Below are 22,167 nucleotides of genomic sequence, written 5' to 3' on the forward strand. Positions count from 1 at the left end.
TTAGTAGTTCAGTGAACGTTTAATGGCTTCGTACGTTTTCAGGTGATCTGAAAAATACTCTTTTTCATGGGCCAATGGATATGGCGTGTCGATACCCGACGCACGCATGACCGGCGACTCCAAGTACAAGAAACATTTTTCTTGAATGGTCGCTGCCACTTCACTACCGAATGCCATGGTATGGGGGGCTTCTTGGCTTACCACCAAACGGCCTGTTTTCATGACCGACTCAGCCACCGTGTCCACATCCCAAGGTAAAATACTGCGTAGGTCAATAATTTCAGCGTTGACTCCATCTTTCTCAGCCAGGGCTACGGCTTTTTCAATCACTTCTACCTGAGCACCCCAGCCTACAATGGTGACATCTGTCCCTTCTTTTACCACTTCTGCTTTACCTAGAGGCAGCGTGTATTCGTCTTCGGGAACCTCACCCACTGCTGCACGGTATAAACGCTTCGGCTCGAGAAAAAGCACTGGGTTCGGGTCGAAAATCGCGCTGAGTAGCAAGCCTTTCGCTTGATACGGGTTACGCGGCATAACAATTTTCAAGCCTGGCGTATGGGCAAAGTAGGCTTCTGGCGACTGAGAATGATAATGTCCGCCGTGAATACCACCACCATACGGAGTCCGAATGGTCAGTCCGCCCACATTGAATTCGTTACCCGAACGGTAACGGAATTTCGCCGTCTCGTTCACTATTTGGTCAAAGGCTGGGAATATGTAGTCACCAAATTGAATTTCTGCCACAGGGAATGAACCCTGTGCCGCTAAACCATTGGCAAAACCAATAATACCCTGTTCTACCAAGGGGGTGTTAAAGCAACGCTCACGCCCGTATTTTTCTTGTAAACCACTGGTTGCACGGAAAACACCGCCAAAATGGCCCACATCCTCACCAAAAACGCTTACTTTGTCGTTTTTAGCCATGGCAATGTCGAGCGCACTATTAACGGCTTGTAATAAGTTCATCTTGGCCATTATTTTACTCCCGCCGCAGTTGCTGGGTAAGCATCTGGGTACTTACGAATATGTTCTTTTAATGCTTCAAGCTGTTCTTTTTGTAGCTGTGTTGGCGTGTCATACACATCGGTAATAATTTCGTCGATATGTGGCGCAGGCACAGTTTCAGCTTTTTTCAGCGCTGCAAGCACTGCTTTTTTATGCGCTTCCATTTGCTCTGCGGCCGCTTCTTCAGTCATCCAGCCTTTGCCTTCTAACCACTTCTGGAAGCGAGCCATAGGGTCTTTAACGCGCCACTTGGCTTCTTCTTCTTTCGTTCGGTAACCGGAAGGGTCGTCCGACGTTGAATGCCCCGCCATACGGTACGACATGGCTTCAATCAGCACAGGCTCACCCTCTTCTAAAGCAATGCGGCGTGCTTCCTGAGTCGCCTGATACACAGCTAAAATATCGTTTCCGTCCACACGAATGGCCTTCATACCATAGCCTGTGGCTCGCGGCGCAATACCGTCACCGGCAAACTGTTCTGTGGCCGGTGTTGAAATGGCATAGCCGTTGTTACGGCAGAAGAAAATGACCGGTGCTTTATACACAGCCGCCATATTGAGGCCCGCGTGGAAGTCTCCTTCAGAAGCTGCCCCTTCACCAAAATAGACAAGCGTACAGTTCTTATTACCGTCCAGCTTTTGCCCATAGGCATAGCCAGCTGCTTGCGGTATTTGTGTGCCAAGCGGAGAAGAAATGGTCATAAAGTTCAAAGCTGCAGAACCGTAATGCACCGGCATCTGGCGTCCTTTACCTAAGTCCAGCTCGTTGGAAAAAAGCTGGTTCATAAAGTCGTCTACGGTAAAGCCTCTGAACGCCAAGGCGCCTTGTTCGCGGTACTGGCTCATGATCATGTCGTTAAAATCGATGGCCGCTGCCGAACCAATACTTGCGGCTTCTTCGCCAAGGGATGATAAGTAAAAGCTGATGCGACCTTGTCGCTGGGCAGCAAACATTCGTTCGTCAAGTAAACGAATGAATTGCATGGTGTTAAACATTTTCAGCGCCAGCTCTTTGTCGATCTCAGGTAACGCTGCGCCCTTATGCACAGTACCGTCTTCTTTAAGCAGCTGGAACATGGGAATGTTCACCGCATGTGCGGGGATTACCGTTAATTCGGAGGTAATCTGAGTTTTAGGTGTCGTTTCCTTTGCCATAATATACTCTCACTTAATTCTTTGCGGGCACTTTACCTTTACGTAAAGGTCGTTGCAAACTTCGCGATTAAACAAACCTATAACAAACTGTTCATTTGTGCGTACACTTGCGGGCTAACACTGTTTGTTACAAGCATTCAGCAACAACTCAGACCAGCTTCATGCTGTCGACTGCTATGGGCACAACCGTTAGTAACGCACGCTGCCCGAGCGCTACTTTAGCATTCGGGAAGACAATCGCTTCTCCTTCCGCTTCCACCTTGTAGCGCGTCTCGCCATCGCGCGCTAGCTCATATCCCACAGGGAAACTGGTAAAGTTTGCCACTTCGTTAGGAAAGTTCAGCTCGAAGTCGGTTTCGGTACGGTTGATATTGCGACACACTTGGTAAATATGCAGTGCTTCAGGCTGCAAAGGCGCAAGCTCCAATGTGTCCCTTAGTAGCTGCTCGAGCATGCTTTTTACCTGCGCAAAACGGCTCATGTCGTTTTGTCCGAAGGGCCGTACTTTACCCAGCTCAACAGTAAACGCATCTGCTCCAAACTCATTCACTGAAAAATAAGAGAAGGTAGTGGTGGGGCCGTCATGTAAAAGCACCACGGGCACGCCCATGGCGTGTAACAATTGTAACTGCTTCTTTTTGTATGGTTTGCCATTCGTGTAAGGATAAATAGCAAACTTCTCATGGGCTGAGTCGCGTATGGCTGTGTGCATATCGTAGTGCAAGCGTTCGCGAGGCTGCCCTTCTTGGTTTGGGGCACTTTCAAAGAAACGTGCCACATACTGTTCAAGCTGCTTGGCTCGCTCTCGTTCTTTATTCACAAGGCCAGGCTCTTGGCTATGCTCCCCACTGAATAAACGGTTCATGTTTTCTTCTACAAACCGACGACCCACATTTATTGCACCTGGGTTGGCAATTAAAAACATCACCCGCGACTTTGTTTCTAGCTCACCTGCCCGTAGTCGTTCAATCAAGTCGTCGCAAATTTCAATGGGTGCTGTTTCATCTCCATGCACCGCACAGGATAAAATAATATCGCGCTCATTCGGTTGTGCTGGCGTAAACACAATGACGCCTGTATCCCAAATGTCCACTTGGGTGCCATTGTCCAAAGTTACAGCTTGCTGAGCCGGAGCTGACCATTCGTGGTCGCGTGTCCAACGCAAAAAATTTTTTACTAATGTCAAACCAATATCTCCCTCATTGTGCGCTTAGATATCGCCCTTCGCTTTTGGGCCTGGCACATAGTTTTGAGTTGCTAATAATGCTTTTAATACGCGCGAGTGATATTCCCGACGAAACAAAACGCCCATCACCACTACGGCTGCTATCATTAACAGCCATGGGCTGACAAACCAACACAAGTAGCCCAAGGCAAAATAGTAAGCGCGTAAACCATAATTATATTCATGACCTGCTTGATCAATCACTTTTGCCGTATTCACGGCGTAGCGCATTTTCCCTTCTTCATCAACGGCCGCCTTACTCACTGAGGGTGCCATACCCAGTAAAATAGAAACAAAACCAAACTTTCGGACCGCCCACGTGAACTTAAAAAATGCATACACCATGATCATGGCTAGTACGCCAAGTTTAATTAAAACCAAGGTATGGCTTTGCTGGGTGACAAAGGGTAGCTCATGTAATACACGTACAAAGGCATCGTTCGATGCGGTGACTGTCAGTACCCCTGCTAATACAAAAATAGTTGACGAAGCAAAAAAGGTAACGGTTCGCTCAACATTGCCAATAAGGGAAGCATCGGCAATATGTAATTCTTTATAAGCTACAGCCTTCATCCACTCTACACGCAGCGTGCACAAAATACTCGACAAGCAATGGTGGGTTTTAGCCCGCTTACGAGCAAAGCGGGTATAGCCAAACCAAATTGTAAAAAACCAAACAAAAGCAATTACATCCAATAATGGAATATGTGCCATCACGTACTCATCCTTTCTAGTCTGGACAAAATAAGAAAGCGTCCTACCAATATTTCTGCTTTCTATTACAACAAAAGAAAGCTTGTCTATTTAACCACATGCGCCGTCAAATAAATAACACAAATTATGGCAGGTTATTTGCATAAAGCTCTTCAAGCACCACACAAGTAAAGGATATTCACGTGCATATTATTGAACAAGAAGACAGGAGCGTCGTTCAAGTGATGGCCTATTCACAGCGGCTACAGCAAGAAGGTAAGTTGGCCGAGCGTCTCCAAACCACCTTAGAGTTAGAGTCGCTGCTTGCCATCTATGGTTCTGAAGTGCGGCAAGCCATGGGTGTCACCAGCCTGGCATTTGCCGCTGAAGAGACCGTATTTGCCGTATTTGGCCATATTGAGCAGCAACCACAGCACCAAGCAGCTTTACACGCGGACAACCAATACTTAGGTGAACTGGTTTACAGTAAGCAGCAAGGCTTCTCTGCCGCTGACTTAAAACGGTTAGCCAAGTACCATCAGCAGCTTGTGTTTCCACTGCGCAATGCACTGCAATATGCAAAGTTACGACGCCAAGCCATGTTCGACCCTATGACAGGTGCCGGTAATCGTTTGTTACTCACCGAGACTTTGCAGCGCGCTATTGTCACAAAGCAACGAGCCAAACTCGACACGACTTTACTCCTGCTCGACCTCGACGGCTTCAAACAAGTGAATGACACAGCCGGTCACCTAGTCGGCGACGCAATTCTTAAGCGCTTTGTTGAAGTGGTCAAAGCGCAGCTACGTGGGTACGACAGTCTTTACCGTTACGGCGGAGACGAGTTTGTAGTACTGCTACAGGAAGCGGACGCATCGAGCTCTCAGCTCGTCTTTACGCGTATAAAACAAGCAGTTCTGCAAGACCCCCTACTTAGTAAGCACAAGGTGGGTTGTAGTGCAGGTGCCGTTGCTCTGTCCGATACATGCGACGAGCGCAGTTTAATGGCCCAAGCTGACAGTGCTTTGTATAGAGCAAAACGGAGCGGTAAAGGGGTTGTTAAGTTTGCCAAACAAGACAACAACGAAGCCACACCTTGTGTAGGTTAATTGCAGCTAAGGTGTAAGCTTCGTTTCACCCGCTGCACCTGCCATTGGCCCCAACGCACCCCCACCTTCCCTTGCGGTAGTCGTTGCAACTGCTGAATAAGCTCTGCAAGCACCGCTGCGCTTGGCATTCTTGCCTCATTCAATTCAAACCAGCGCCGTAACAAAGCTTTTTGCATTGGCACAGAACGGGTTGTCCAGCCGGTTAGGTCTAACACCTGCCCTTGCATGATGCCGTTTAACACTGTGTCTAACAGCTCTGACAACAAGGCGTGCTGCTCGGCACACAGCTGCGTCGAGCGCAGCACCGTTTGCTCTATAGCAGGCCATCGAGACTTTAACCGAGGTACAATGTCGTGGCGTAAAAAATTACGCTCTATGCGCGTGTCGTAGTTGGTGTCATCCTCTATCCACTGCACACCAAAGGATTCACCATAAGCATACAGTTCCGACTTACTAACCCCTAGTAACGGCCGGCAAAGCCGCCTTTGCCCCACAAATGGCGCAATAAACGCCATGGCCGACAAGCCTTTCGGCCCCGCCCCACGTTTTAATTGGAGAAAGAAGGTTTCAATTTGATCCGACCTATGTTGGCCCAATAAAATCACGGCGTCTGCTTCCGTCAGCTCAGCCATACGGGAATAGCGGGCGTCACGACCAAGCTCTTCCAAGCTTTCACGGGCCCCCTGAACAATATTTAACGGCTCAATATGGTAAGGAAATTGTCGGCGTTCGCAGTCACTTGCCAGAAACTCGGCCCATGCGCCTGACTTCGGGTGAAAGGCGTGGTCTAAGTGAATAGCAAGGTAACGAAATTCTGGATGTTCGCGACGGAAGCGATCGGTCAAGTCTAATACGGTTTGGGAGTCAACCCCACCGCCAAGCGCAACAACAATTTGCTGGTTCGGCTGCAGTTGCAACCGAGCCAGCTCATGGGTAAAGGTCGAATAGAGATCAACAGTAGCCAAAGTTCATTAGCTTTTGGTAACGCCCTTCTATCAGCTCGTCTTCTGACAAACCTTGTAGTGACTCGAGATCCGCCAGAATCTGTGCTTTTACACGCTCTGTTGTGGTCGCAAAGTCACGATGAGCACCACCGAGAGGCTCCTCAATAATTGCATCAATTAAACCAAGCTCAAGGGAACGCTGTGCTGTCACACCCATAGCCGCTGCGGCAAGGTCTGCTTTGGTGGCACTTTTCCATAAAATAGAGGCACAGCCTTCCGGTGAAATCACAGAATAGGTACTGTACTGCAACATGTTTACGCGATCACCTACGCCTATAGCTAACGCCCCACCTGAGCCGCCTTCACCAATAACGGTGCAAATCGTAGGTACTTTTAAGCGCGACATGACTTTTAGGTTGCGGGCAATGGCTTCGCTTTGCCCACGCTCTTCTGCACCAATACCAGGGTAAGCACCTGGCGTGTCAATGAAAGTAATAATGGGCATGTTAAAGCGTTCTGCCATTTCCATTAGGCGCAATGCTTTGCGGTACCCTTCCGGTTTCGGCATACCAAAGTTACGACGAACCTTTTCGCGCGTTTCCCGCCCTTTTTGCTGACCTATGACCATGACAGGCTGCCCGTTTAAACGGGCAACACCGCCTACAATGGCTTTATCGTCTGCGTAAGCACGGTCACCAGCTAGTTCGTCAAAGTCAGTGAAAATAGCTTCAATATAGTCCAAGGTGTAGGGACGCTGTGGGTGACGTGCAAGCTGGGCCACTTGCCATGGACCTAAGTTCGAAAATATTTTATTCGTTAACTCAGAACGTTTTTTCCGTAGTAATTTTACTTCGGTTTCTAAATCTATGTCTAAACCACCTTTAGCACCAACCGCTTGTAGTTCATCGATTTGTGCTTGCAGTTCTGCAATAGGCTTTTCAAACTCTAAAAAACTCTGTTTCATTTGTACGTGTCCGATTAAGATTCAAAGTTCAGACGCACATTCCCTTCACCAACCAATTGTTCTACCTGGTAAAGTAAATCGTCTGTGGGTTCGACGTACCACTGAGCTGGCGTCATTAAACTAACGCTTGCTCCCTCAATGTAACAATCCAACTGTATTGGGCAAGTCCCTCGAGGCGCTTGCTGTAATGTTTCTATCAAGCGCACACTCAAACGACTTTTCCCTTTGTCGCCTGCCGTGTCTAAGTGTACAGACACTTGAATTGATTTGACAAATTGTGCGCGGGCTTGTTCCAGTGTCATGGCTTCACTTGCGGTCATTGTATTCCCACCGCTGAAGTGATCAAACCCGACCTCTCCTTTAATCCACACAACTTGGTCTTTTGCCAGCAAGGTTTCGTATTTTTCAAACACATCGGCGTAAAAACGTACATCAATACGAGCCGACTTGTCATCGAGTGTCACTAAGCCCCAACGCTGGCCTTTTTTATTCACTAAAGAGCGGATATCAAGAATTAATCCTGCAATAGCCACTTGATTTCCACGGCCCGTTTCGCTGATATCGCTTAGCCGCCCACGAGTATAATGCTTAAGCTCTTCACGGTACCGGTTCACCGGGTGGCCCGTTAAGTATAGCCCCAAGGTTTCCCGTTCGCCTTCAAGCCATACGCCTTCTGGCCAATGGGGTACCTTCACAAAGGCACATTCAGCCGTTTCCGTAGCAACCGGCATGAGCCCAAATAAGTCTGCCTGGCCGGCTGCATCGTCTTTTGCAGCTTGTTCGGCTTGGCGCATGGCTTTCTCTAAACTCGCCATAAGCGCAGCCCGATGCGGACCCAGTTTATCTAACGCGCCCGCTTTAATCAGCCGCTCCATAACCCGACGGTTTAATTTCTTTAAATCAACGCGGCGGCAAAAATCAAACAAGTCGGTGAAAGGGCCGTCTTGGCGCGCTTGAATAATCGACTCAATTGGGCCTTCCCCTACCCCTTTAATAGCCCCTATACCATACACAATATGGAGATTTTCATCGACGGTAAACTTATACTCCCCCGTATTCACATCCGGCGGCAATATGGTTAACTTCATACGTTCACATTCGTCAACTAAGGTGACTATCTTGTCCGTGTTATCCATATCCGCTGACATCACCGCAGCCATATACTCTGATGGATAATGCACCTTCATCCACAAGGTTTGGTAGGCTACTAAGGCGTAGGCGGCCGAGTGAGACTTGTTAAACCCATAGCCGGCAAACTTTTCTACAAGGTCAAATATCTTAATAGCCAGTTCTGGGTCAATCCCATTTTGCTGTGCGCCCGTTTCAAAAAGTTCACGCTGGGCGGCCATTTCTTCCGGCTTCTTCTTGCCCATAGCTCGACGCAACAAGTCAGCGCCCCCTAAAGTATAACCCGCCATTTCTCGCGCAATTTGCATCACCTGCTCTTGGTACAAAATAATGCCGTACGTTGGTTCAAGAATAGGCTTTAAACATTCATGCTGGTACTTAGGATCAGGGTACGATATTTCTTCCCGCCCATGTTTCCGGTCAATAAAGTTGTCTACCATGCCCGACTGTAAAGGCCCTGGGCGGAAAAGGGCTACCAAGGCGATAATGTCTTCAAAATTGTCCGGCAACTGACGTTTAATCAGCTCCTTCATACCCCGCGACTCTAATTGGAAAACCGCGGTAGTTTCCGCTTTTTTCAATGACCGATAGCACTTAGGGTCGTCCAGCGGGATATTTTCAATTCGAATAGGCTCCGCCCCTTGCTTTTGCAGGCGCTCATTGGCCATATCCACTGCCCATTGAATAATAGTCAGGGTGCGTAAGCCCAAGAAGTCAAACTTCACCAAACCGGCTGTTTCTACGTCGTCTTTATCAAACTGGGTAACGGGGTGGTTGCCTTCTTCATCACAATATAAAGGTGCAAAGTCGATAATTTTGGTGGGGGCTATAACCACCCCACCCGCATGTTTACCCGCGTTTCTATTCACCCCTTCTAAGCGCCGCGCCATATCAATCAGCTCTTTTACTTCATTGTCTTCCGCATACATCTGCGGTAACCGTGGCTCGGCCTCAAAAGCTGCTTCAAGGGTCATGCCGGGTGGCATGGCCGGAATGAGTTTAGAAATACGATCAACAAAACCATAAGGGTGGCTGAGTACCCGACCCACATCGCGCACCACAGCTTTTGCCGCCATGGTTCCAAAAGTAATAATTTGTGATACAGCTTCGCGCCCATATAGCTCTGCCACGTGCTCTATCACCTCGTCCCGTCTGTCCATACAAAAGTCCACGTCGAAGTCGGGCATAGACACACGTTCTGGGTTCAAAAAACGCTCAAATAGCAGGTCAAATTCAAGGGGATCTAGGTCGGTTATTTTAAGCGCATAGGCCACCAAGGAGCCGGCCCCTGAGCCTCGGCCTGGGCCCACGGGAATCCCGTTGTCTTTACTCCATTGAATAAACTCCATGACCACCAGGAAGTACCCTGGAAAACCCATGTCGTTGATCACTTTTAGCTCTATATCCAGCCGCTCTTGGTAAGCGGGACGTTTTGCTTCCCGTACCTCGGGGTCTGGAAATAAAAAGTTTAACCGCTCTTCCAAGCCTTCTTGTGATTTCAGCACCAAGTATTCACCGGTTTCTAACCCTCCCGTAGGGAAGTTCGGTAAATAATAAGTGCCAAGCTCAAGCTCTACGTTGCATCGTTTCGCTATTTCAACGGTATTTGCCAAGGCTTCTGGAATGTCGGCAAAGAGCGCCTGCATTTCTTCAGTGCTGCGTAAGTATTGCTGTTCACTGTAGTTTTGTGGTCGACGCGGGTCAGCTAACACACAACCGTCATGAATAGCCACTCGTATTTCGTGGGCTTCGAAGTCTTCTGGTGCTAAAAACACCACTTCGTTCGTAGCCACAACGGGTAAGTTGTACTGTTGTGCTAAAGCCACCGCTTCATGAATATACTCGTCTTCACGTGCACGGCCTGTGCGGGTTAACTCAATATAAAAGCGGTCCGAAAAATGTGTTTGGTAGAAATGAAGGGAGCTTTCAAGCGCTCTTTTGTTGTTCTTCAGTAACCCTTGGCCTATGTCACCTTCACGACCACCCGATAACAGAATAACCCCCTCTGCTAAGTCCGTTAACCATGTTTGGTCGACACAAGGTGTTCCGAATTTATGGCCGCGTAAATAAGCTTTCGAAATGAGAGCAGTAATACTTTTATAGCCCGCCATGTTCATGGCCAATGCAGTTAAACGTAAAGGCGTTTCTGGCCAATGCTCATTCAGCACCCGCAAGTCAACGCCTATAATAGGTTTAATGCCCAGCTTACGTGCTTGCTGGTAGTAGCGAATTAAACCAAACATATTCATTTCATCGGTTAAAGCCATGGCAGGCATATTTAGGTTGGCCACACTTTTACACAAAGGTCCTACTTTCTGTAGGCCGTCTACCATGGAGAAATCACTATGAATACGTAAATGAACAAATGCAGGCTGACTCATTAACTCGTCTTTCGTTAGATTTATTAGATACCTTCATTGTGCCTTAAAGCTTCGGCAGGTAAAAGGTACATTACACCCGGCTGCGTGTGAAATGGGCGATAAAAATTAAACTCGCCTTTAATTAACAATGCATATACTATTTAGTTAACACCTAACCCACATAGCTATGTATATGCGAATATGCGCTGCGTGTACATTTAGCTATTCAATGAAGAGTCAGTTTTACACGCCCTGGTACCCTTTGTATGGAAAGGTTAAATATTGATGAAAGCGCCGCTGTTCTCTACAGCATGCTTGTTAAGGAAAACAATGCGCAGGCCACTTGGGTCAGTGAAAATGTGGAAAGCATTACAGGCTATTCTGCTGCGCAAATACTTCAGCCCGGTTGGTGGGAAAGTATTATTCACCCCGAAGACCGCCAAGTTGAGCAAGATGTAACGAGCCGGTTGCAGCATCAAGGCTATATTACCTACGAATACCGTGTGCTTTTTTCCGACGGAAGATACCACTGGATACGTGACCAAATTCGCGTCATGCCAAGTGAGTCAACAAATGAAACTGAACTCCTGGGTGTTTGGCGCGATATTACCCAGGAGCGCGAAATACAAGCCCTGCTGCAACAAGAACATGAACGACTGGAATATACACTTGAAGCCACTGGTGACGGCATGTGGGACTGGTGTCCTGACACTGCTACTTCATTTTGGACAGACAATAACTGGTATATGCTGGGGCTCACACCAACATCCGACGGTTTGATCGATGCCTCTCTGTGGAAATCCCTTTGCCATCCGGACGATTTCTGCTCAGTGGAACAATCTATCCAAGACATTTGCCAGCAAAGGAAACACTCTATTCACATAGAGTATCGACTTCGACACCAAGCCGGCCACTGGGTTTGGGTATTGGTCAGGGGGAAAGTGGTGGAATGGCACCCTGACGGTCGACCAGCCCGAGTGATGGGGTTGCATACCAACGTTACCGAGAAAAAGCAGGCCGAGCTGGAGTTACACCAGCAAAAACAAATGCTCGACCAATTAACCCATCAAGTACCGGGCATGCTTTCGCAATTTACCCTACACCCCAGTGGGGACGTTGAAATGACGTACATTGATGGTCAAATAACGGCTTTATTTGGCGTGACCGCGGAAGAAGCGCGGGCAAACCCCATGCTGCTTGCCAAAAATATACACCCAGACGACCTAGCGAGTTTAATCGCTTCCCGGACAGAAGCCGCGGCCCACATGGAGAACTGGGAATACAGGTACCGATTAATGTCTGAAAGTGGCGAGGTACGCTGGTTGGAAGGCGTATCTCGGTTCATCCCCCAAAGCGACGGTAGCACCGTTTGGTATGGCTACACCGCCGACGTAACAGACTCTGTACTCGCTGAACAAAAGCAACGACTTGCCGCCAGCGTGTTTGCCCATACGCATGAAGCAATTTTTATCACAGATGCTGATAGTAAGATTATCGAAATCAACCCCATGTTCACTCAAATCACCGGTTATTCCGCTGCTGAAATAGTCGGTCAGCATGTATCGGCTCTTTTATCTAGTGTTCTGGACGAGGCTTTGTATCATCAGGTAGAAAAGTGTTTGGAACAAAATGGTTTTTGGCAAGGAGAAGCATGGGGTACGAAAAAATGTGGCACGTTATATTGTCAGCGAATAACCGTGTCAGCCATTTATGACAATAGCGGAGCCCCCACGCATTTTATTGCTTTATTTTCTGATATTACAGGCTTCAAACAGCAACAACAGAAACTTGAGTATCAAGCGTATCACGATAGCTTAACAGGGCTGCCAAATCGCACGCTGCTGTTCGACCGTTTAGAGCAAGCTCTCGCTGCTGGCCGCAGAAATCATACCTATGTCAGTTTAATCTACATTGACTTAGATGACTTTAAACCTATTAACGATAAGTATGGTCACGCTACCGGTGACATGGTCTTAAAAACCATTGCGAAGCGAATTACCGAGTGCTTACGCGACACAGACACGGCGTCACGTATTGGCGGTGATGAGTTTATTGTCTTAGTAAACAGCGACACGAAGGCAGGCTATCAGTGCATTCTCGAACGTCTAGGTACGGCTATTAACACGCCTGTCGTCATAGATAGCGCTATGGTGACCGTTTCTGCCTGTGTAGGAATTACGCATGCGAAAAGCTCAGACACCAGCCCTGAAACTATGATTAAGCAAGCCGATGAGGCTATGTACTTAGCGAAGCGCGATGGGAAAAACAAGTCGGTAGAATATACTGGCACGTAATCTTGAAAGGTAAAGTGTAAATACTGGCGGAACGGACGGGATTCGAACCCGCGACCTCCGGCGTGACAGGCCGGCATTCTAACCAACTGAACTACCGCTCCAACGGTATTTACTTTATTCCAGCAGTGGCGGAACGGACGGGATTCGAACCCGCGACCTCCGGCGTGACAGGCCGGCATTCTAACCAACTGAACTACCGCTCCACTGCGGAATAATACATTCACAAAACGTCAGCCTAAGTTACTGGCGGAACGGACGGGATTCGAACCCGCGACCTCCGGCGTGACAGGCCGGCATTCTAACCAGCTGAACTACCGCTCCATTTCTAGTAACTGCGGCAAAGTCTTGCTTAATGCGGCGAGGATAATACGAGTACAGCGCATGGGAGTCAACCCCTTTTTAACCAAGAATGGCCTGTTTGTTCATCTTTGCAGCAATCTGTTCGTTTTTAGTCTCTTTTTACAGGTTGTCTGGTGTTTTCTTTCCGTGCCTGCCGCGTTTGGGACTTTTGCTCAGTAGCATAATAAGCATCCAAATGGCCACAATCGCTAAGTTTGTTGCCACAACAATCAATATTTTTGTTTGGTGTGTCATACCTGTCTCTTCAGGTGGCGCTTCTTCTAGTTCCTGCTCAGCTACTAATTCTTCAACCACTGGAGCAGGCGGCACAATACGCTGAGCCTGAAATGCATACTCGCTTAATGTCGCCACGAACTCTCGCCCTGTTACATCCGTCGCCGCTAAAGTACCCGTCAGTTCAAATACCCCAAAGCTGTAGTTGGGCACTGAGACCTCTAGGCTATCTCCCTGAGCAGTACTGATATGAATGGGTTGTCGCTCGCCATTCGGGTAATTTAACTGCGCAGATAGAACCACACTTTGTGGGTCAATTAAGGTCTCATCCATATGAAACGCTAATGTGTGCGGAGCACCTTCTTCTTCCGCAACCCTTGCATGGGCTTGCACGGGCTGTTCGTGCACCACAAGCGTGTCGCCTTTAACCAAGCGTTGATGCAGTGGTGTTTTCACCACATAACGGGGGGCATACTCGCCTGGCACCATGTCAAGCGTTAACATGCCAGTAAAAATGCCGTCTTTTGGCACTTCATCCATCCCTTTGCCATCATCCAAAAACTCGCCCACATGCACAGGCTCTACCCCAAAGTTTTGATACTCAGCATTGTTGGTGCTGTAAAACATGACGTCGAGCTGCACAATACTACGCAAATTATGCTGCTCAACGGAATGACCGTCTTGCTGCAAGTACCCCGTTACTTTAATTTTTTCGCCAATAAACGCCATCGCTGGCAGTGGCTCTGGGTGAAAGGTCAACTCGGTTAACACCATAACGCGGCTTTCCGGCAGTATGTCTCCTGTTACTTGCCAAGGGCCCGGCATAGGCTTGGTAATACGAATTAGGTCAAAGTCGTCCCCTGTCTGCCAATTCACTGTGTCCGTTGGAAATCGGCTGGAATACCATTTGCGGCCATCGGGCAAAATAAGAATGACAGGCGGTGTGTCTATTTTGCGATAAAACACTAAAGTCACTTCGTCGACTGCATAGTCAATACGAAAGCGCTCGTCGGCAAGGGGTATTTGCTGCTCGAAGGGCGAAGCTAAAGGAGTCACTGCTGTTTCCGTAGGCAGCGCTGACTCTTGTGGAAATGCTTGCCCCAGTGTCAGGCTAGTCAAAACCACAGCCGTAACCAGCTGACGCATTAATGTTTTAGTTGTTGCCAAATGGGTTCTCCATGCTGTGCCATGTCGCTTAAATACTTTTCGTGGGCAGCCTCTTCTTCGGCATTTGCAGGTAAAACCTTTAGCGCTGGCCTGTCTTTTGTGACCCACTGCGGCGCCCCGTCGCTTGTCTGGCCCTCTTTGTCTTGACTCGACTGAAAACCAAGCTTTTTTTGCCCGCCTGTTAGGAAAATATAAACGTCGGCTAGTATTTCCGCATCCAATAATGCGCCGTGTAAAACACGGTGCGTATTATCTATGTCGTAACGACGACACAAGGCATCGAGGGAGTTTCGTTGGCCTGGGTATTTTTTCCGCGCGTAGGCTAAGGTGTCAAACACCGTGGCGTAGTCAGACAGTTGACCAAGGGAGGGCTTAAGTAAACCCAACTCCATCTCTAAAAAACCCACGTCAAAAGGCGCGTTATGGATCACCAGTTCAGAGCCGCGTATAAACTCTAAAAAGTCTTTGGCCACTTGGGCAAAAACGGGTTTGTCTTCCAGAAACTCATTGCTTATGCCGTGTACGTCCATGGCGCCCTGCTCAATCACACGGCCGGGGTTGAGGTACACATGAAAACTTTCTCCCGTTAATTTACGGTCAATCATTTCCACACACCCAATTTCAATAATACGGTGCCCTTCGGCCAAACTAATCCCGGTGGTTTCTGTATCCAGGATGATTTTACGGGTTTGCTCTGTTTGTGTCATAGGCTCCTGCCACGTATACTCGCACGTTCAATTTTAATTATGGTACCAGTATCCATGGCCGGGGAAAAAGAAGTTGTTATATATACAGATGGGTCTTGCTTGGGTAATCCCGGGCCAGGCGGTTATGGTATTGTTTTGCTCTATGGTAAACACCGCAAGGAATTAGCTCAAGGGTATAAACTAACAACGAACAACCGCATGGAGTTGCTAGCCGCTGCCGTAGCGCTGGAAACCCTCACCCGCCCATGTCAGGTGGAGTTGTGGACTGACAGTCAATATGTACGCCAAGGCGTTACTCAATGGTTAGCTGGTTGGAAGCAAAAAAATTGGCGCACTGCCGCTAAAAAACCCGTAAAAAACGTCGATCTCTGGCAGCGCCTAGACGCAGCGCAAAGCCGCCACAAGGTGAATTGGCACTGGGTGAAGGGCCATTCAGGCCACCCGGAAAACGAGCGCTGTGACGAACTAGCTCGACACGAGGCAACCCACGCAGCAGTCCACGAAGACACAGGCTACCTCGCTGAGCAAACCTAAGCCGCGTCTTACTCCTGTACGACCACAAGGTCACCCACCTCGACTCCTGAATGAACTTCGAACCAAAGCATACCCGCATGCTCTAGCTGGGTGTCACCTAAGCGTACTAAGCGACGCTCAAGGCGCTGCTGTTTCGCCACATAGACATAGCTGAGCTGGCCTAAACGCACCACGCTGCTTGCTGGTACTGCGATAATATTACGGGTTCCTGTCGGCACGGTTAAGCGACCATACATGCCTGGATTTAATGCCTCTTCCGTTTGTAGTTCAAGCCTGACCTTAAAGCTGCGAGAGCCTGTGTCCGCCATGGGTACAACTTCCGTTAAAACGGCCTTGTACACCTTAGCGTGAGCATCCATATAAACTTGAAAGTGACGACCTGGCTGCATAGAAGCTAACACAGACTCACTGACAGCGGCTTCAAAGCGCACACTTTTAGGTTGATACAAACTGACTAGTTGCGTGCCGGGTGTGGCGGTGTCACCTGTGTAAACCGTGCGTTCGCTGACAACGCCGGCAAAGGGCGCAGTAATCACACTGTAACTGGCACTGGTTTCGGCTTCTGCCAACGCTTCACGGGCGCCTAAAAACTGGGCCTGCGCTGTGTCACGTTGGGCTACCGCTTCATCAAGAGCCGCCGCTGGTAATAGCCCTTGTTCAACCAAGGCAAGCACCCGCTGATAGTTGCTTCGTGACTCATTCACCCGCGCCTGAGCCGCAGCTAAAGCTTGTTGTTGCTGCCGCACCCGCGCACTTAAGTCGTCACTTTCTAAGCGCAGTAGTACATCCCCCTGCTCGACCCGGTCACCTGACTCGACCAACACCTCAGCCACACGTGCTGTGATGCGTGCAGCCACGGCTGCTTGCCGACGTGGTTGAATATGACCACTAAACTGACGTGTTTCTTCCGTTTGTAAGCTGACCACTGCACTTACCTGCTCTGCGGCTTGAGGCTCAATGGCTGCAAGCTCTTCGCCGACTTTGTCAGTCCAAGTGCCTGCCAAAAAAGTAAACACTAAAATAAGCCCAGTAAAAGCCATTACAAGTAAAATGATCCGTTGCTTGCTCATACATTTTCTCCTTCATTCGCTTTTACAGGCTTCGCTGACATTTCTTCCAACGCTTGCGCGCTCAAGCCATGTCCCGGTACGTTTTTGTATATCAGGTGATACACCACAGGTATCACCAATAAAGTAAAGAGTGTGGAAGCTGTAATGCCAAAAATAACCGACCAAGCTAAACCACTAAAAATGGGGTCTAAAGTAATCACAGTGTTGGCTAACATGGTGGTCCCCGCTGTCAGCAAAATGGGTCGCGTTCGGGCGGCGCCCGCTTCAAATAAGGCCGCTTCTAACGTGCTGCCTTGCTTTAGTCTTTGTTGAATAAACTCAATTAAAATCAACGCATTTCGAACAACAATACCCGCTAGCGCTATCATTCCAATCATGGCCGTTGCAGTGAATAAGGAAGGGTTGGGGTACCGTCCTATATCTGCGGCAAACATATTTAAAAACCAAAAGCCCGGCATAATGCCTATCACTGTCAGTGGGATAGACAACATCATAATGCCCGACACAGCCTTTAGACCTGTTTGAAGCACCATCACCAGGTACACTCCAAGCAAGGCCACGCCATAAGCGATACCTAAGTCACGGAAGACATCCAAGGTAATTTTCCACTCTCCTTCTCCACTCCAGAGCACTTGAATGTCTTCTGGTACAGACCAGCCTAAGCCAGAGCCATTGGTAAAGTAGGTACGAAGCCACTGGGGTCGGTACGAATGGGACTCGCTATTTTCATCGGCCATCATATCCACAACGGCATCGGCTGGAACACGGCCCGTTACTTCACCATATACATACACCACGGGTTTTAGATTTTTATGGAAAATAGGCCTATCAGCAGCAAGCTCTACAAATTGCCCTAACTCCGCCAGTTGCACTAAAGGAGCTGGTGCAGCGGCCACGCCACGGCCTGTCTCCACAAGTGCCGTGCCTTGCTGGCCCCGCACATACAAAGACAAGAGTTCGTTCAAACTTTCTCGACTCCCTTTTGGCAGGCGTAGGTCTATCGGTAACGGGTTTATTTCCGTAGATACCTGCAAGTAATCAAGGGTCCACCCTTGCGTAGCTGCCACTAGGGTACGATGAATATCCGTAGCCGCTATACCTGATAAAGCAGCTTTTTCACGATCCACAACAAAACGCATAACAGTGGTTTCATTCGGAGCTGACGTCACCACCTGGCTAACAAAGTCTTCCTGCGATAACCGCTGTGAAACCAGCTCTGCAGCTTGCTCTAAACGTGTGTAGGGTGTGTCATCTTGCCCATACACTTCACCTACCAAGGTCGCCATGACAGGAGGGCCTGGTGGCATTTGCACAATTTCTAGCTGACGCACGCCTAATGAATCAGCGAGCGACTCTAAGTCATCCCGTAATCGACTTACAATTTCATTCGACTGCATGGTGCGCTGGTTTTTCTCCACCAAGACCACCCGCGCTTCCCCCTGGTGCGCTGAACCACGGCGGAAGTAATGCCGCACCATGCCGTTAAAGTCCATGGGTGAAGCAATACCACTAAATGTAGACACAGACTTCACTTCGGGCACCCTTTGTAGGTACTCGGCAAAGGCATGCATCACCTCCGCACTTTGCTCCACGGAGGTGCCCACAGGCATGTCAACCACAAGCTGGAACTCCGCTTTATTGTCGTGGGGTAACAACTTTAAAGGCACCAACCGCAAGGCAGGCAAAGCAGCAGCCAGCACAAATAGCCCTGCGATGAACCATAAAAATGTTTTACTACGGCGGCGCGACTGAATTAAAGGCCGTAACGCTGCTTGGTAGCCACGGTACAGCAGGGTTGTTTTTGGGTTGTAGTCGCCGCGGCGTTCAGCCACTTTCATGAGCTTCCAAGCCAGCCAAGGTGTCACAAAGAAAGCCGTTATGGTGGAAAATATAACAGCGACCGGCACGTTAAACGCCATCGGCCCCATGTACGGGCCCATCATGCCGGTAATAAAAAACATGGGCAAAAATACAATAATAATGGCCAGGGTTGACATCAGCAGCGCACTGCGAATTTCTGTCATGCCCGAAACAATGGCTGCTTTACTTTTCTTGCCTTGGTCCGCCATGTGCCGTTCAATGTTGTCGATAGCGGCAATGGGGTCATCGACAATCAAGCCAAGGGCTAAAATAAGCGCAAACATGGTGACTCGGTTAATCGAGTAACCAAAGGCCAAGTCCATACCCAATGTAGCGCCATAGCTAATGGGAATGGCAATAGCTACTACCGCAGCGGCTCGCCAGTTTAAGAATAAACCAACAAACACCACCACCACGAGCACAGCCACTGCCAAGCTAGAAACAAGCTCTACCACCTTGTCGTCTGCTGTTTCTCCATAGTCTCGAATCACTTCAAGCCCAACACCGGCTGGTAGCCAGTCTGCTTCAAGCTCAGCAAAGGCTTGCAAAATATCGTCTGCAACCCAAACCGCATTAGCCCCCCGTTGTTTGGCAACGGAAATAAACACCGCCGGGTACTGAGCCTGCTGATACTTCTCAACCTCTCCTGCAACCCCAGGATAAAAGAAAGTATAATGTTCAGCCTGCTCAGCCCCGTCGGTGACTTCAGCCACGTCACGCAAATACACAGGGGTTCCATTCACGACATTGACAACCGTGGCGGCAAGCTCAGATGCTGAGCGAAAGAATACTCCGCTTTCCACCGACAAACGCAAACCATGGCGATAAATATCACCTGCTGTTGTTTGCGTGTTGCCGGTTTGCACGGCTCGGGCAATATCATCAATACTGGTGTTGTGCGCTGTTAAAGCTTGGCTATCAAGGGCTATATGAATACGTCGACCTTGCCCACCAATGACCTGAACTTGGTTGGTGTTTGCAATGGCTTTTAGTTTTTGGGTTGCCTGCTCGGCAATACGGCGCAACCCAAAACTATCGACTAGTTCTGCATTTGTGCTGTATAAAGCAGCCACTAGCATGGGCACGTCGTCTATTTCAATCGGCTTTACATGCCACTGCGCTACCACATCGGGAATGGCGTCCTGGTTGGAATACAGCTTATTATACAGCTTAACCAATGAGTCTGCTCGGTCTTCACCCACATAAAAGCGAACGGTTACGACGGCTTGGTCACGGTGCGATTGAGAATATACGTACTCTACCCCATCGATTTGGGACAACAGCCGCTCAAGGGGTTCTGTAACTTGCGTTGCAACTTGCTGGGCGGCCATGCCTGGGGCGGAAATAACCACATCCGCCATAGGCACAACGATTTGTGGGTCTTCTTCCCGAGGCGTTAAAAGCAGCGCAGCAACACCCACGAGCAAACTTAACACAATAAAAATAGGCGGAAAGGTACTCGACAGTACCTTGCCAATAATACTTTTATTCTTTGTCGTCATGTGGGCTCCTTTTTTATGCCTCAGGTTCAGCAGTGCTGACTACTTAAACGCCTGTCCTGGTTTCATTCCAAGCTTTTTCAGCAAAATGGCTAAGGGACAAAAGCCTGTAAAAGCTGTTTGCAATAAATTCGCCCCCACAAATGCGGTAAGTATTAGCCAGTGTTGACTGACTTGCCATGCGAGTAAAACTGAAATTAATACCACTGTGCCTGCAAAGGCCATAACAATACGTTCTATACTCATGGTGCCACCTCTATTATATATTAGTAATGCTTAATATTTATAAGCAAAAAAAATGAATCGCTAACGACAAAAAACGTCGTAGAGCGACTCTAAAATACGCAGTGCTTTTTCATCAGCAATACGATAAATTACTGAAGTCCCTTCCTTGCGAAAGGTCACTATGCCTTGGCTACGCAACCGCGCTAGGTGCTGAGACAGTGACGACTGAGACAGCTCAAGTTGTTGTTCCAGTTCACCCACAGACTTTTCGCCACTGACTAAATGGCACAACACCATCAGTCGGTGGCTATTGCCCAGCGATTTCAGGAGCTCTTCAGCTGCAGAAGCATTTTTCTGCATCTGCTTAATTGATAAGACATTCATATCCATAACTGAATATTAGCTCCTGATAATATTAAACGCAAGTGTTGTTTTGCCAACTTCTAACTTTGGGTTGGCTTTCCTGCTTCATTCCAAGCATTCATACCACCTGCAACCGAATAGACCTTTTCAAAGCCCATGTGTTGCAAAGACTGCGCGGCGAGTGCACTTCGGCCACCTGAACGACAAATTAAGTAAATCGAAGCTTCGCGTAACTGTTCTAAGGCAAGTTCAGGCGCACAACTTGCGTTGGCCACCTGTGGCAAGCTATTTAATTGGAACTCTAACACCCCGCGTGGCAAGTTTGCTGCTTGTGCAATATGCCCTGCGGCATACTCTGCAGGCTCTCGCACATCAATCACAATCACATCCTTGGCCGTTGCTTGTGCTTCAAGCTCATGAACATCTACTTCTTTTATATTTGCTTTTGCTTCTGCTACTAATTGCTGACTTGTTTTCATAATGACTCCTACTCATTATTTAGGGTGAACTTTATTCGACTGAATGCGCCCTGCTGGCACGACCCCTTTGTTTTTAACCTGTGCCGGTTGAAAACTCGGCGAACGCACTAACGTGACTGGCCATTCACGCTTTTGCACTATCATGGCATAGCCAGCGGCTAAAAAGGGTACACGCTTTAACAAGCCTTGGCCTTTCGGAGAGCCGCCATGGCGCGATGGCCATGGCACAGCATAGCCGAAATAGCCCGCATGCAGCACCTGATAATTTAACAATGACAACCAATCTAACACCCGCGCCGGCGTAAACAAGCGGCTTTGCCAAGGTGCTCGCTGCCGCCAACTCGGCCATAATCGCGCAAGGCTATGCAGAGCATAAGGGTTACTCATGGCCACCAGCATATACCCGTCGTTACGCAATGCCCTGTCGGCTTCACGCAGCACTTGGTGAGGATCATTGCTGTACTCAAGCACAAAAGGCAAGGCTACCCAGTCGATGGCGTCTTGTGTAATTGGCAAAGCGGTTAACTCTGCTTGCACATCGCTTTGGCTTCCTGGGTGAATATGAAAATGAGCTTTAATACGTGCATCGGGCCAGGGCACGTCTAACCCACTCAACGTCAGCATATATTCCCCAAATATAATAGGGTCTTCTTCTGCTAACCACTGCCCAAGCGCTTGCCGCCACCATGTCCCTTGCTCAATATCATACCAGCGTTCAGGCGCCTGTACTCCGTCTGCTTGCATGTGCTGACGCCGTGCTGATTTCAAAATCATAGCAAACCCTCGTATACTGAAGCATGAATAAATTATT

General features: G+C 48.7%; 18 protein-coding genes and 3 tRNA genes. 3 read left to right on the forward strand and 18 right to left on the reverse strand.

What is annotated here, in order from left to right; translation table 11 throughout:
• From CWE15_RS06875 to CWE15_RS06890, 4 genes are all read right to left on the reverse strand, one after another.
• Positions 1-978: an alpha-ketoacid dehydrogenase subunit beta gene (locus CWE15_RS06875; protein WP_126757356.1), complete on the reverse strand. Its 978-nt coding sequence runs from the start codon at positions 976-978 to the stop codon at positions 1-3.
• On the reverse strand, positions 978-2,162 hold the full coding sequence (locus tag CWE15_RS06880; protein WP_126757357.1) for a thiamine pyrophosphate-dependent dehydrogenase E1 component subunit alpha: 1,185 nt from the start codon (positions 2,160-2,162) through the stop codon (positions 978-980). The genes CWE15_RS06875 and CWE15_RS06880 overlap by 1 nt, the downstream gene beginning before the upstream one ends.
• Positions 2,163-2,310: 148 nt before the next feature.
• The gene (astE, locus tag CWE15_RS06885) at positions 2,311-3,348 is read right to left on the reverse strand and encodes a succinylglutamate desuccinylase (RefSeq protein WP_241971865.1); all 1,038 of its coding nucleotides are present in this window, start codon (positions 3,346-3,348) and stop codon (positions 2,311-2,313) included.
• Positions 3,349-3,372: 24 nt separating this feature from the next.
• The gene (locus CWE15_RS06890) at positions 3,373-4,101 is read right to left on the reverse strand and encodes a DUF599 domain-containing protein (protein WP_126757359.1); all 729 of its coding nucleotides are present in this window, start codon (positions 4,099-4,101) and stop codon (positions 3,373-3,375) included.
• 182 nt (positions 4,102-4,283) lie between these two features.
• Between CWE15_RS06890 and CWE15_RS06895 the strand changes: the two genes are divergently transcribed.
• Positions 4,284-5,189, forward strand: coding sequence for a GGDEF domain-containing protein (locus CWE15_RS06895; protein WP_126757360.1), 906 nt, complete (start codon positions 4,284-4,286; stop codon positions 5,187-5,189).
• Here the strand turns inward: CWE15_RS06895 and tilS are convergent.
• Genes tilS through dnaE form a run of 3 tightly spaced genes read right to left on the reverse strand, consistent with a single transcriptional unit; the run spans position 5,186 to position 10,606 of the window.
• Complete coding sequence (tilS, locus tag CWE15_RS06900; protein ID WP_126757361.1) at positions 5,186-6,154, reverse strand: tRNA lysidine(34) synthetase TilS; 969 nt, start codon at positions 6,152-6,154, stop codon at positions 5,186-5,188. The genes CWE15_RS06895 and tilS overlap by 4 nt on opposite strands.
• A complete protein-coding gene (gene accA, locus CWE15_RS06905; RefSeq protein ID WP_126757362.1) occupies positions 6,141-7,097 on the reverse strand; it encodes an acetyl-CoA carboxylase carboxyl transferase subunit alpha in 957 nt (318 codons plus the stop codon). Before accA ends, tilS begins: the two co-directional genes overlap by 14 nt.
• Positions 7,098-7,111: 14 nt before the next feature.
• Complete coding sequence (gene dnaE / locus CWE15_RS06910) at positions 7,112-10,606, reverse strand: DNA polymerase III subunit alpha (RefSeq protein ID WP_126757363.1); 3,495 nt, start codon at positions 10,604-10,606, stop codon at positions 7,112-7,114.
• Positions 10,607-10,851: 245 nt separating this feature from the next.
• Here dnaE and CWE15_RS06915 point away from each other — a divergent pair, with 245 nt between their 5' ends.
• A complete protein-coding gene (locus tag CWE15_RS06915) occupies positions 10,852-12,879 on the forward strand; it encodes a sensor domain-containing protein (RefSeq protein ID WP_126757364.1) in 2,028 nt (675 codons plus the stop codon).
• A 24-nt stretch (positions 12,880-12,903) separates the two neighbouring features.
• Here the strand turns inward: CWE15_RS06915 and CWE15_RS06920 are convergent.
• The 5 genes from CWE15_RS06920 to dnaQ all read right to left on the reverse strand — a co-directional run bounded on the left by CWE15_RS06920 (position 12,904) and on the right by dnaQ (position 15,326).
• Positions 12,904-12,980: transfer RNA gene (locus CWE15_RS06920), tRNA-Asp, on the reverse strand.
• A 25-nt stretch (positions 12,981-13,005) separates the two neighbouring features.
• Positions 13,006-13,082 (reverse strand) — tRNA-Asp (locus CWE15_RS06925).
• 41 nt (positions 13,083-13,123) lie between these two features.
• Positions 13,124-13,200 (reverse strand) — tRNA-Asp (locus CWE15_RS06930).
• A 138-nt stretch (positions 13,201-13,338) separates the two neighbouring features.
• Positions 13,339-14,619 carry a TIGR03503 family protein gene (locus CWE15_RS06935; protein WP_126757365.1) on the reverse strand — a complete coding sequence of 427 codons (1,281 nt, stop codon included), beginning with the start codon at positions 14,617-14,619 and terminating at the stop codon, positions 13,339-13,341.
• Entirely contained in the window at positions 14,598-15,326 is a 729-nt protein-coding gene (dnaQ, locus tag CWE15_RS06940; protein ID WP_126757366.1) for a DNA polymerase III subunit epsilon, read from the reverse strand. Before dnaQ ends, CWE15_RS06935 begins: the two co-directional genes overlap by 22 nt.
• 54 nt (positions 15,327-15,380) lie before the next feature.
• Here dnaQ and rnhA point away from each other — a divergent pair, with 54 nt between their 5' ends.
• Positions 15,381-15,860 (forward strand): ribonuclease HI, encoded by a 480-nt coding sequence (gene rnhA, locus CWE15_RS06945; protein ID WP_126757367.1) that lies wholly within the window; start codon positions 15,381-15,383, stop codon positions 15,858-15,860.
• 8 nt (positions 15,861-15,868) lie between these two features.
• Here rnhA and CWE15_RS06950 read toward each other — a convergent pair whose 3' ends face one another.
• The 6 genes from CWE15_RS06950 to CWE15_RS06975 are packed head-to-tail and all read right to left on the reverse strand — an operon-like array spanning position 15,869 to position 22,130.
• Positions 15,869-16,930 (reverse strand): efflux RND transporter periplasmic adaptor subunit, encoded by a 1,062-nt coding sequence (locus CWE15_RS06950; RefSeq protein ID WP_126757368.1) that lies wholly within the window; start codon positions 16,928-16,930, stop codon positions 15,869-15,871.
• A complete protein-coding gene (locus tag CWE15_RS06955) occupies positions 16,927-20,292 on the reverse strand; it encodes an efflux RND transporter permease subunit (protein ID WP_126757369.1) in 3,366 nt (1,121 codons plus the stop codon). Before CWE15_RS06955 ends, CWE15_RS06950 begins: the two co-directional genes overlap by 4 nt.
• 39 nt (positions 20,293-20,331) lie before the next feature.
• Complete coding sequence (locus CWE15_RS06960; protein ID WP_126757370.1) at positions 20,332-20,535, reverse strand: YgaP family membrane protein; 204 nt, start codon at positions 20,533-20,535, stop codon at positions 20,332-20,334.
• A gap of 60 nt (positions 20,536-20,595) precedes the next feature.
• A complete protein-coding gene (locus tag CWE15_RS06965; protein ID WP_241971866.1) occupies positions 20,596-20,904 on the reverse strand; it encodes an ArsR/SmtB family transcription factor in 309 nt (102 codons plus the stop codon).
• A gap of 53 nt (positions 20,905-20,957) precedes the next feature.
• Entirely contained in the window at positions 20,958-21,356 is a 399-nt protein-coding gene (locus CWE15_RS06970) for a rhodanese-like domain-containing protein (protein WP_126757371.1), read from the reverse strand.
• Positions 21,357-21,371: 15 nt separating this feature from the next.
• Positions 21,372-22,130: a methyltransferase domain-containing protein gene (locus CWE15_RS06975; protein WP_126757372.1), complete on the reverse strand. Its 759-nt coding sequence runs from the start codon at positions 22,128-22,130 to the stop codon at positions 21,372-21,374.
• Positions 22,131-22,167 lie beyond the last annotated feature (37 nt).

The sequence above is a fragment of the Aliidiomarina taiwanensis genome, assembly GCF_003987015.1.
Taxonomy (GTDB): domain Bacteria; phylum Pseudomonadota; class Gammaproteobacteria; order Enterobacterales; family Alteromonadaceae; genus Aliidiomarina; species Aliidiomarina taiwanensis.

Coding starts and splice junctions, on each gene's coding strand:
- CWE15_RS06875 (WP_126757356.1), bottom strand. CDS start 978: ATGGCCAAGATGAACTTATTACAAGCCGTTAATAGTGCGCTCGACATT.
- CWE15_RS06880 (WP_126757357.1), bottom strand. CDS start 2,162: ATGGCAAAGGAAACGACACCTAAAACTCAGATTACCTCCGAATTAACG.
- CWE15_RS06890 (WP_126757359.1), bottom strand. CDS start 4,101: ATGGCACATATTCCATTATTGGATGTAATTGCTTTTGTTTGGTTTTTT.
- accA (WP_126757362.1), bottom strand. CDS start 7,097: ATGAAACAGAGTTTTTTAGAGTTTGAAAAGCCTATTGCAGAACTGCAA.
- dnaE (WP_126757363.1), bottom strand. CDS start 10,606: ATGAGTCAGCCTGCATTTGTTCATTTACGTATTCATAGTGATTTCTCC.
- CWE15_RS06915 (WP_126757364.1), top strand. CDS start 10,852: ATGGAAAGGTTAAATATTGATGAAAGCGCCGCTGTTCTCTACAGCATG.
- dnaQ (WP_126757366.1), bottom strand. CDS start 15,326: ATGACACAAACAGAGCAAACCCGTAAAATCATCCTGGATACAGAAACC.
- rnhA (WP_126757367.1), top strand. CDS start 15,381: ATGGCCGGGGAAAAAGAAGTTGTTATATATACAGATGGGTCTTGCTTG.
- CWE15_RS06950 (WP_126757368.1), bottom strand. CDS start 16,930: ATGAGCAAGCAACGGATCATTTTACTTGTAATGGCTTTTACTGGGCTT.
- CWE15_RS06955 (WP_126757369.1), bottom strand. CDS start 20,292: ATGACGACAAAGAATAAAAGTATTATTGGCAAGGTACTGTCGAGTACC.
- CWE15_RS06960 (WP_126757370.1), bottom strand. CDS start 20,535: ATGAGTATAGAACGTATTGTTATGGCCTTTGCAGGCACAGTGGTATTA.
- CWE15_RS06965 (WP_241971866.1), bottom strand. CDS start 20,904: ATGGATATGAATGTCTTATCAATTAAGCAGATGCAGAAAAATGCTTCT.
- CWE15_RS06970 (WP_126757371.1), bottom strand. CDS start 21,356: ATGAAAACAAGTCAGCAATTAGTAGCAGAAGCAAAAGCAAATATAAAA.
- CWE15_RS06975 (WP_126757372.1), bottom strand. CDS start 22,130: ATGATTTTGAAATCAGCACGGCGTCAGCACATGCAAGCAGACGGAGTA.